Below are 9,751 nucleotides of genomic sequence, written 5' to 3'. Positions count from 1 at the left end.
GAGGCAGATAACTGTAATACAGCAGCAAACATTGTAGTAGCACATGTAAGTGATGTAAGCGATGGAAACTTCAATCCAGAAGTAATTACAAGAATGTATAGTGTAACAGACGAAGCAGGAAACAGTATCAATGTAACACAGACGATTACAGTAAATGATACAACCAACCCAACAGCAAGTAATCCAGCGAATGTAACAGTAGAATGTTCAGCAGATGTACCGGCAGTAGATATTAGTGTAGTAACTGATGAAGCAGATAACTGTAGTACAGCAGCAAACATTGTAGTAGCACACGTAAGTGATGTAAGCGATGGAAACTCAAATCCAGAGGTAATTACAAGAACGTATAGTGTTACCGATGAAGCAGGAAACAGTATCAATGTAACCCAGACGATTACTGTAAATGATACAACCGATCCAACGGCTAGTAATCCAGCGAATGTAACGGTAGAATGTTCAGCAGATGTACCAGCAGTAGATATTACTGTAGTAACGGACGAAGCAGATAACTGTTCGGCAGCAGCAAACATAACAGTAGCGCACGTAAGTGATGTAAGCGATGGAAACTCCAATCCAGAAGTAATAACCAGAACTTATAGTGTAACCGACGAGGCAGGAAATAGTATCAATGTAATACAAACGATTACTATAAATGATACAACCAACCCAACGGCTAGTAATCCAGTAGATATAACTATAGCATGCGGAGCTAGTATTCCTAATTCTGATACAAGTTTGATTACCAATATATCAGATAATTGTAGTACCGTGGCAAATATAGTAGTAGCCCATGTAAATGATGTAAGCAATGGAAACTCAAATCCAGAAATAATTACAAGAACCTATAGTGTTACCGATGAAGCTGGAAATAGTATTATGGTAAGCCATGATATAGTTATTAATGAATTGCAAGCAGGAATAATTGCAGGAGATCAAACCATTTTAATAGTTGATGATCCTGCAGCATTTACAGAAGTAACACCAACCATAGCAGGAGGAACGATAAGCTATCAATGGCAGATAAGTACAACAAGTGCAACAATAGGGTTTTCAGATATAGCAGGAGCAACTTTAGTTACCTATGATAGTGGCATAGTAACTCAGGATACCTGGTTTAGAAGAATAGATACGAGTACACTTAACGGTAGCGTATGTAGTGCCTTTACTAATGTTGTAATGATTGCGATAGATATGTCCCTTGATAGTGATTCAGATGGTATACCAGATATAGTGGATCTAGATGATGATAATGATGGGATAACAGACGAAGAGGAAGAAAACGGAGATGTCGATCTGGATACTGATGGGGATGGAATTGTAGATCGATTGGATTTAGATGCTGATGGAGATGGAATTTATGACGTATACGAATCAGGAGCAAATGTAACAACAATGACTATTTCTAGTAATGGAGTAATTCAAGGAGCTGTAGGTAACGATGGAATACCAAATGGAGTTCAAAGTGTAGGGAATTATGATAACGGAATATTGAATTACATAGTGATAGATACCGATGGAGATGCAGTACATGATTTTCAAGATGTAGATGACGATGGAGATGGACTTTTAACAGCCGAAGAGAATCCAGATGAAAATCAAGATGGAAATCCAGAAGATGCATTTGACACAGATGGAGATGGAATCGCAGATTATTTAGAACCTAATAATGGAAATCCAGAAGCAGAAGATGATATAGAAGTGTTCTCAGGAATATCACCTAATGGAGATGGAATAAACGACCGCTTGATGATTCGAGGTATAGAGAATTTAGAAAATACCATAGAGATATTTAATAGATGGGGAGCTAAAGTTTATGAGACCTCAAATTATGGACGTAATGGTAATTATTTTGAAGGAATATCAGAAGGAAACGCCACATTAAGAGGAAGTAAAAAGCTACCTACAGGAACTTATTTTTACATACTCAGATATGCTCTAAATAGCGGGGAGCATAAGAGTAGAGTTGGCTATTTATACATTAATTAAATAGTTATGTTGATAGATCCCCATGGATCATGATTCATGGGGATTTTAAAAAGAAATAAAAATGAGAAAACAATATATCACAATCATAAGTACTATTCTCTTATTAGGAATAAGTGAAATCGTTGCACAGCAAGATGCACAGTACACACAATACATGTATAATACCACAAGTATCAATCCAGCATATGCAGGATCCAAAGGCGTATTTAGTGCGGCACTTTTACACCGTAGTCAATGGTTAGGAATAGATGGAGCACCAGAAACACAAACCTTAACAATAAATACACCTGTGGGAGTAAAACGACAAATAGGATTAGGAGTGTCTATTGTCAAGGATAAGATAGGCCCAGTAAATGAAACTATATTCGGAGTTGATTTTTCATATTCGATACCAGTTTCAGTCAATGGGAAATTAGCCTTAGGAATAAAAGCAGGAGGGAATTTATTAGATGTAAATTTTCAGAAGCTATCCCAATTTCAGATAAATGACCCCAATTTTCAAGAAAATATAGATAACAAATTTAGCCCCCAATTAGGATTAGGAGCATATTATTATGTAAACAAGTTTTATGTAGGAATAAGTGCTCCTAATTTACTAGAAAACGAACATTTTGATGAGAGTAGTACCGTAGACAGTAATGATTCTTCATCATTTATAGCCAAAGAGAGAGTGAATTATTATTTGATGACAGGCTATGTTTTTGATATAAATCCTAATTTAAAATTTAAACCAGCAGCATTATTAAAAGCAGTATCAGGAGCACCACTAAATTTAGATACATCAGCAAACTTTTTAATTAATGATAGATTTTTAGTTGGAGCATCATACAGATGGGGAGCTTCAGTAAATTTTATAGGAGGTTTTCAAATATCAAACCAGTTTTTCTTAGGATTGGCATATGATAGAGAAGTAACGGAATTAGGAAAAACAGAATTTAATTCAGGGAGTTTTGAGGCGGTATTACGCTTTGAACTTTACAAAAAAGCAGGAAGAATATTATCCCCTAGATTTTTTTAATAGACTGTAATACATTAGCGTAGTAAAACCTGTTATATTATAATAAAGTAATATAGCAGGTTTTTTTATTTCAATAATCAAGTATAGCGATTAAAAAATAGAATAGCTATTCAAGTTGAAATGCATAAAAGTTAATCATAGTGTATTTGAATTAAAGTGTGGTTACTTAAATTTACTATTATTTAGCCGTTTACAGGACTTCTTTCAAATGAAACACAGGTATTAAAGTTTATTTATAAAACTTGTATTTAGTCATTATAATGGATGATAATTTTATAGAATGCTAATCAATATTAAATGTTATATGATTTATAAAACTATTTAGATTACGAAAATCGATAGTTTTCGGGGAATTAATAAAAATAGTATAATTTAGAAATGCTTTAAAAACAAAGAAACCTACTGAATATCAGTAGGTTTTGCTTTGTGATCGCGACAGGATTCGAACCTGTGACCGTCTGCTTAGAAGGCAGACTTTTTTGATTCAATAAATATAGTTGTATCTTTGTTAAGTACTGTAAATAAAGGATTTGTGTTGATTTTGAATTTATTTGAATTCATGAGAAACTTTAGGAATCGGGCAAAAATCGGGCAATTTTTAGCTATGGCAACAATAACAATTATCTTAGATAAAAAGAAAAATAATCAGCGAAAAGATGGGACGTATCCTATAAAAATGAAAGTTGAACATGGAGGCAGTCATTTGCCAATTAACCTAAAAAAGTATGCAAAAATTGAAGCTTGGACAAAAGATAAATTAAACAGCAAGTTTCCAAACTATAAAAGAGTTAACCATGAGTTAAATGAAATCAAGGTAACGGCGGGTAATATCCTCAAAGATTATGAAAACGAAATACGGACATGGAGTTGTCGTCAATTGAGAGATTTTATAGCGTCAGGATTATTAGAAGAAAAAAGCAAAAAGCGAGACAAAGAGAAGCAGCAACAAGGAATACATGTAAATCATGGAATCAAAACGGTAAAACTATTTGAATACGGAAAAGAATTGATAGCCTATTGTGAAAAAAATAAACTCTTTGGAAGAGCCAAATCATACAAACAAGCTATGAGTGCTTTTCTAAATTATACAGATTTTACGAAAGAAGTAACTTTTGCAGAAATCACTGGAGACGTATTAGAAGCTTGGAAGATACGAATGATGAATAGACCAATGAAAGATACTTCGTATAATGCATACTTAAGAGGATTAAGGGCTGTCATTAATAAAGGAATCAAAGCGAGAAAAGTACCAAGAGAAGGGAATTATGGTTTTGCATATTTTGTAGTTGGAACACCCCAAGAAACAGAAAAAAGAGCTATTGATTTAGAATCAATTCGTAAGATATTTGGAGTCCACTTAGATTACGAAAGTAGTATGTGGCATACCCAACAGCAAGCGGTGTTTATGTTTAATACCAATGGAATTAACTTTAAAGATCTAGCCTATTTAAAAATTGGTCAGATAGTAGGGAATTATGAACGCATTAAATATCGTAGAGCAAAGAATCATAAGAATTTTGATGTTGTTATAGCAGGAAAATCAAAAGAGATACTACAATATTACATAGGAGATAGAATTCAGAAGAAGAACGAACTTATCTTTCCAATCTTGAAAAAAGAAGTCTTAGGACAAGGAAAAAAGGAATCGACCTTATACGATAGTCAATTGAAAGTTTTTAACGATAATCTAAATAAAATTGCAAAGAAAAGTGGTGTGAAGGGAAATATCACTACTTATGTATTACGCCATTCTTTTGCTACAGGATTAAAGCATTCAGGGGTAGATATAGCCTATATTTCAGAGATGCTAGGGCATGATTCAATTGATACCACACAAATCTATTTAGATAGTTTTGAGTCCAGCAAAAAAGATGCAGTAACGCAGTCTATAGCAATGTAAAAAACTTAAGGAAAATATTAATTAAATATCTCCTTAAGCTTTTTGTTTGATAATATGTTATTAGTTATTGATAGGTTTAGTATGATCCTTGGTGAGAGTTTGAACTAGTTTAAATATTTCTGATTTATTAAATTTCAGGCTATCTAGTTTTTTTAATGTAATGTTAAATTCTGTAAAGAGTTTTTTCTTATCAACTATCATGGTAGATTCGAACTCATTTTTTTGTAAATCAATAAGTTTATTAGCTATATCTTTAAATAACTCGATTTTATCTTCATCAACCCCATTATAATAACTTTCATTTAATCTATATAAAATACTTCTAGATAAATTTAATGAAGCAGATTTTTCAGTTAGCTTTTGAATATTACTAGTTAAAGATGTCATGAGTTGAGCTTCTGCTTGTACAGCTGGAGCAGAGCCTTTCTTTATATCGGCATTAGCTTTAGCTGTTAGAGTTTTTACAAATTCACGAGCTACATCTGGTTGTTCTTCTGCTAGATATTTAACTTCATATTGACTGGTATCATTTTGTTTCAAAATAACATTTGAAACACCCATTCTCATGCTTCCATCAAAAAAATAAGCACCACTAGATAAATTAACTTTTGATTGAGCATCTTTGATTTTACCATTTTCATGGTTACTAGATTGATTTAAGTTAAAACCCTTAGGGGCAATATAGGCAGCATTTACACCTGTTCTGACTTTAGCAGTATTACGAGCTGAATAGCATCCTGTAAAAAGAAGAATGATAATTGTAAGATTGAAAAATGATTTCATGTTTATTTAATGGTTTATAGTTTGTGTTAAAACTAGAAAAACGATTATGGCTTTCCTATACGTATAATTACTTGTTTTCTGAATCCAATCATTCCATAATTATTAGACAAAGCTCATTATTAAGGGAAAAAACCTTAAAAAAACACGGCGGGATTAGCTCAGTTGGTTAGAGCACCGGGTTGTGGTTCCGACAGATAAGACACTGTTCAAAACTAACACCCTTTTATATCTTTGCTAGAAAGCGATAACAAAATACCTTGATAGGTAAAAATTATTTCAAATTCGTCAGGCTTTACCCTTCCTTACTTTGAAATAATGAACTCTATCATTCGATTACACCATCAATACAGTAATTTTTGTATTACTTTTAAAGGACACTCTCCTAATACCATTAAAGGAGAATTTTATAATATTAAACAGTTTGTTGAAAAACTTCAGTTAGAGGATATCCATGAAATAAATAAGCCTTTGGTTGAACAATATATTATGGATAGAAGAATCAAGAAGAATTGGAAACCTTCTACAACTCGAAATAACATTCAAGCTTTACAAAGCTTTTTAGAATATTGTGTACAAGAAGGATATCTTACAGAGAATCCTATTCGAGAAATCCCAATGCCTAAGCTACATAAAAAATTGCCCAAAGCATTAGAGAAAGAAGATGCGATGCGAGTATTAGATTGGACATATATAGCGCCCTTTCGATATGCTTTTAATAGAATCCGCTGTAGAGCAATTATAGCGATGTTTCTTTATACAGGTATTAGAAAATCAGAACTTCTTAATCTGAAATTATCAGATGTAAGAATAAGAGATAAAGTACTTCGAATAGAATGCGGAAAAGGAGGTAAAGATCGTTTAATCCCATTAAACGCAAAATTGATGGTAATTTTAGAAGAGTACTTAAAGGCAAGAATGAAAAATAAGAAAACAACTCCTTATTTTTTTGCTTCATTACGGAGAGATCATAAACTTGGTGCAATGACTATTCGTAGAATTTTTGATCGTTTAAAATCTGATTTAGCTATGAATGTATATCCTCATAAATTACGTCATACTTTTGCTACTTTAATGTTAGAAGGGAATTGTGATTTATATGCGTTATCAAATATGATGGGGCATAGTGACCTTAAAACAACGACTATATATTTAGCCATTACAACAAGGCATTTGAAAGACCAAATCAATAAGCATCCATTAGGATCTATAGTAGATTTGCCCCACAAAAAACTTCTTTCAGATTTTTCTTAGAAACAGATAGATATATTTCTGTAGTAGAAACCGAAGAGTGTCCTAGCATTTCTTTGACCATATATAGCCCTACACCTGCATTAATAGCATTTCTAGCAAACGTATGTCGTAGTGGGTGTGGGCTAAATTTAATACCAGATGCTTTACTTATTTTATTACAGAACCCTTGAATAGTTTTACTACTAATTTTAGAGGGCTTACGCAGGCTTTGGAAAAACCAAGGCGATTGCTGTTTTATAGATTTTTTAGCTGTCAGATATTTTTGAAGTATAGGCATTAATTTAGGGTAAATAGGTACAATTCTTTCTTTGCGGCCTTTTCCAAAATGAATAATAATTTCTTTAGTTTCTAAATTAACATCTTCCATCCGTAGATGGATTAATTCATTAAGTCTCATACCCGTAAAAACAAAGGTAGCGATGATCGCTATATTTCTTGTTTTTTCTATATGATATCTCCACTCAAAAAACTCGGTATGAAACAATATAGAATGAACTTGTTCTTTTGTTAGAAAACGAGGTAATGCTTTTGGAATTTTAGGCTTATTAATTTTAGAAATAGGATTTTCATCAATAAAGCCATGTGTTCTACAATATTCAAAGAACGTTTTAAGATATTGTCGATTATTTCTAAAAGTTCGAGCACTCCATAAACGCTTTTCTTTTTGTGTATAGAGAAATTCCCGAATTAACGCAGTATCAAGTTTTTTTAAACTATCGGTATCAGCAAAGTCAAAAAGTTTATGAGTAATACTAATAATATCTTTGACGGTACGCGTATTAATCTCTTTCTCATATAAAGCATACCTTTTAAAACCCACGATATAATGATCTAGAAGCATATAGAATCTTACTACCAAATTAGATCGCAGTTATAATCCAATTTGGTAGATCAACAAAAATTAAAAATAAGGATCTTCATTGATTATGAGTAAATTTCAATTTACTTTTTTGTTTTAAAATTAAGTCTCCTAATAAAGATTTACTTTCAATGAATGGATGTCCCGTCCTTTTGGGTAAGTATATTAAATAATTAGAAGGAAAGTCTATTTTTATTAACTCATCTACAAAAAGTTTATCATTCGTAAAATCTAATGCAGACTTGTTAGAATTTACATAATTATAGTTTGAATACTGACCAATAAAAGTTACAGTATAAGATACTGACTCAGGAAATTTGTTATTTTTTAAATATAAAGTGTGACCTTTCTTTATTATTTTCAGAATAATCTCTTTATCTTTTACTTCATAGTATTTAGCATAATAAATACCGATAAAATTTGATAAAATAGAGCTAGTTTGATTTTCTGTAAAACCATATTTGTCGTCGATAACGTTATGAATAAAGATTTCTAGCTTCTCATTTCTACCAGTTTTATTAAAAAATTTACTTAGACGCTTTACAGCCATATCAAATACACTTGTTTGATGCATATCGCCAATATATTGATTTAGCTCTTCATAAGGAATGTTTACTAATTCAGTTTCTAAAAATTCAATTAATAGATTTAAAAATTTCTCTTTATCATATGTAGCAAAAATTTGCTCTAATGCAGAAAAACCAGATTTATTAGTTTCAGGGTTTTTTATAGATTCTAAAGAAGCTTGTATTTTATGTATGGAATTATCTTCATAAGTAACTTTTTCTTTTAAATCGTCTTGCATGTTCTGTATTTCTAAATCTTTCTTTTTAGAAATTTCAAGATTAACAAGATAGCTTGCAACTCCAAGTAAAGCTACTAAAACTGTTAGAATAATTATAGAAACCTGTAAATAATGTGACAAACTTTCTAAAGTCATTTTTTTCATGTGTTTATTATGATTGATTGTTTTGGGCGTTCTTTGAAACTATAACAAAGTTAATATATTGAAACAGTAAAAGTCAAAATGTATTCAATTTCTGAACATGTTTCATATTAAGTTCAACTTTTATGTTCTTTGGGCATCACATAATTCTTTTGTTCTGCTAAAGAGATTTCAAGTCTTAATTCATCAAAATTCTTGAAATGTGTTTTAGAAAGTTTTAAATCAGAATCTACAACAATATGTACCATACTTCTATTATAGAAAGGTTTACGCTTCGGGTAAAGTTTTTATAGAAAAGATACTTCATGTGCCTTTCATCCAAAGCTCTTAAATCCCCTCCAAGCTATTCCATCATCAAGAGAAAAACAAGGATTTGCCTATGAGTTCCTCCGTTGTTTTTTCTGGATTCCTGGAAGTGTCGCAGAGTGTATTTAATAACACTTTTCGGATGAAAAATTCACAAGACACTTCGTATCAAAATCAATTAGAAACTATCATCAGCGACAACCCAAACAGTATCGAATCTGCCGTTGCTCAAACAGCTTTATCGTATCTGGATGATGACGATATTTGCAACTTTTTTCAAGACCTACTCCAATACGGATGCATTTCTGGAATGATCTCAGAACTGGTTTACTACTGCGATACCCATGCATTTTACGATGCTCATTATGCCCAGATAGAAGAAATTCGCCGAGCCTACGAACACGAAACAGGTACGCCGATACATACCGAGAACGACTACAAAAATCACATGGCTTGGTTTGCATACGAATATGTGGCCTACCAAATTGCACAAAAGCTTGGAGTATGGTAATGCCCCAGTTTTTTACATGAAGATTTTGTGATCTAAGTGAATTACACTTTTGAAGTTTGTGGAGTACTATTTTAAGAAAGGACTGTTCCTACGTTAAACAGAAAGTTTCATTCAATTGTGGTATTTATAGCTCTTTTTTGTTCTCCAAAAGATGCTGTTTTCATGATCTTTTTCAAGACAGAATGATCTAA

The 9,751-nt window shown here is 32.1% G+C and carries 9 protein-coding genes; 5 read left to right on the top strand and 4 right to left on the bottom strand.

The window, feature by feature from the left end:
- From ACYEKI_RS15065 to ACYEKI_RS15055, 3 genes are all read left to right on the top strand, one after another.
- Positions 1-1,986 (top strand): gliding motility-associated C-terminal domain-containing protein (locus tag ACYEKI_RS15065; RefSeq protein WP_459212025.1); only part of this gene is annotated, 1,986 nt, incomplete at its 5' end.
- 61 nt (positions 1,987-2,047) lie between these two features.
- Positions 2,048-3,004 (top strand): PorP/SprF family type IX secretion system membrane protein, encoded by a 957-nt coding sequence (locus ACYEKI_RS15060; RefSeq protein ID WP_459212024.1) that lies wholly within the window; start codon positions 2,048-2,050, stop codon positions 3,002-3,004.
- Positions 3,005-3,608: 604 nt separating this feature from the next.
- Positions 3,609-4,904 (top strand): tyrosine-type recombinase/integrase, encoded by a 1,296-nt coding sequence (locus ACYEKI_RS15055; protein ID WP_459212023.1) that lies wholly within the window; start codon positions 3,609-3,611, stop codon positions 4,902-4,904.
- A gap of 60 nt (positions 4,905-4,964) precedes the next feature.
- Here ACYEKI_RS15055 and ACYEKI_RS15050 read toward each other — a convergent pair whose 3' ends face one another.
- Positions 4,965-5,687: a hypothetical protein gene (locus tag ACYEKI_RS15050; RefSeq protein ID WP_459212022.1), complete on the bottom strand. Its 723-nt coding sequence runs from the start codon at positions 5,685-5,687 to the stop codon at positions 4,965-4,967.
- Positions 5,688-6,002: 315 nt separating this feature from the next.
- Between ACYEKI_RS15050 and ACYEKI_RS15045 the strand changes: the two genes are divergently transcribed.
- On the top strand, positions 6,003-6,938 hold the full coding sequence (locus tag ACYEKI_RS15045) for a tyrosine-type recombinase/integrase (RefSeq protein ID WP_459212021.1): 936 nt from the start codon (positions 6,003-6,005) through the stop codon (positions 6,936-6,938).
- Here ACYEKI_RS15045 and ACYEKI_RS15040 read toward each other — a convergent pair.
- The 3 genes from ACYEKI_RS15040 to ACYEKI_RS15030 form a co-directional block, all read right to left on the bottom strand.
- The gene (locus ACYEKI_RS15040; protein WP_459212020.1) at positions 6,892-7,779 is read right to left on the bottom strand and encodes a tyrosine-type recombinase/integrase; all 888 of its coding nucleotides are present in this window, start codon (positions 7,777-7,779) and stop codon (positions 6,892-6,894) included. The genes ACYEKI_RS15045 and ACYEKI_RS15040 overlap by 47 nt on opposite strands.
- Before the next feature lie 76 nt (positions 7,780-7,855).
- Positions 7,856-8,746 (bottom strand): hypothetical protein, encoded by an 891-nt coding sequence (locus tag ACYEKI_RS15035; protein ID WP_459212019.1) that lies wholly within the window; start codon positions 8,744-8,746, stop codon positions 7,856-7,858.
- 113 nt (positions 8,747-8,859) lie between these two features.
- Positions 8,860-8,991 (bottom strand): hypothetical protein, encoded by a 132-nt coding sequence (locus tag ACYEKI_RS15030; RefSeq protein ID WP_459212018.1) that lies wholly within the window; start codon positions 8,989-8,991, stop codon positions 8,860-8,862.
- Between the two features lie 200 nt (positions 8,992-9,191).
- Between ACYEKI_RS15030 and ACYEKI_RS15025 the strand changes: the two genes are divergently transcribed.
- Positions 9,192-9,560 carry a DUF7222 domain-containing protein gene (locus ACYEKI_RS15025; RefSeq protein ID WP_459212017.1) on the top strand — a complete coding sequence of 123 codons (369 nt, stop codon included), beginning with the start codon at positions 9,192-9,194 and terminating at the stop codon, positions 9,558-9,560.
- Positions 9,561-9,751 lie beyond the last annotated feature (191 nt).

This window comes from Aquimarina rhabdastrellae (genome assembly GCA_947387485.1).
Classification (GTDB): domain Bacteria; phylum Bacteroidota; class Bacteroidia; order Flavobacteriales; family Flavobacteriaceae; genus Aquimarina.
This window is presented reverse-complemented; position numbering and strand designations above follow the sequence as displayed.